Source organism: Plebeiibacterium marinum (genome assembly GCF_026013615.1).
Classification (GTDB): Bacteria; Bacteroidota; Bacteroidia; order Bacteroidales; family Marinilabiliaceae; genus Saccharicrinis; species Saccharicrinis marinus_A.
This window is the reverse complement of sequence record NZ_JAPDPI010000123.1, coordinates 1-749: the sequence shown is the minus strand read 5'-3', so window position 1 is coordinate 749 and position 749 is coordinate 1. Positions and strand designations below refer to the sequence as shown.

The window sequence follows — 749 nt, the reverse complement described above, 5'->3', positions numbered from 1 at the left end:
TAGTATGGAGGTAAATAAATATCATCCGTTAAAATAGAAACCAAAACTGAATATTAATCTTTAACTTTGTAAAGGATATAAACTTACAGGTTATGGATATTATTGAATTAAGAACAGACTTGCACAATATGATAGACAAGATATCAGACGGCAATATTTTAAATGCTGTAAAAACGTTATTGTCAGGCAAAAGTCTGTCACAGGCTGATTGGTGGGACACCATAAGCCAAGCAGAACGAGCCGAAATAGAGCAAGGACTGGCAGAAGCTAACAGAGGTGAAGTAACCCCTCATGCTGAAGTAATGGCAAAATATAAGAAATGGCTATAAAAATATTCTGGTCGAAAAGGGCAGAACAAGGCTATGCCAACATAGTAAAATATCTTGAAGAAGAATGGACTGATAAGGAAGTCAGTAACTTTATCAGGGAAACTGCTCACTTCTTTGAATTGCTGAAGGAAAATCCGAATATGCTCGAATCTACCAAGAGCCACAGGAATCTGTTCCGAGGTCCGATTAATAGGTTGACCATACTTACTTATCGTTACAAGCCAAGGAAGAAAGAAATAATATTGGTCAATGTTCGTAGTACCAGAAGAAAGCTATTGAAATAAGCCACCTCTCGCTCAGTGTAGTAACTAAATAATGTAAATCGTCCGGCGTATGCCCCTCGCTGATCGTAGCGATTAAGTAAGAAAACGGCTCGGCATAGCGTCTCGCTATGTCGTATTAACCAAGGCCTCTGGCCTG

The 749-nt window shown here is 39.0% G+C and carries 2 protein-coding genes; both read left to right on the top strand.

Features of this window, described 5'->3' with window-relative positions; genetic code table 11:
* Window positions 1–128: 128 nt before the first annotated feature.
* Window positions 129–329 (top strand): hypothetical protein, encoded by a 201-nt coding sequence (locus tag OM074_RS21170; RefSeq protein WP_301202714.1) that lies wholly within the window; start codon window positions 129–131, stop codon window positions 327–329.
* Entirely contained in the window at window positions 320–613 is a 294-nt protein-coding gene (locus OM074_RS21165; protein WP_301202712.1) for a type II toxin-antitoxin system RelE/ParE family toxin, read from the top strand. Before OM074_RS21170 ends, OM074_RS21165 begins: the two co-directional genes overlap by 10 nt.
* Window positions 614–749: the final 136 nt, after the last annotated feature.

Bases quoted from the DNA above. Each gene is read 5' to 3' on its own strand.
- OM074_RS21170 (WP_301202714.1), top strand. From the start codon at position 129: ATGATAGACAAGATATCAGACGGCAATATTTTAAATGCTGTAAAAACG.
- OM074_RS21165 (WP_301202712.1), top strand. From the start codon at position 320: ATGGCTATAAAAATATTCTGGTCGAAAAGGGCAGAACAAGGCTATGCC.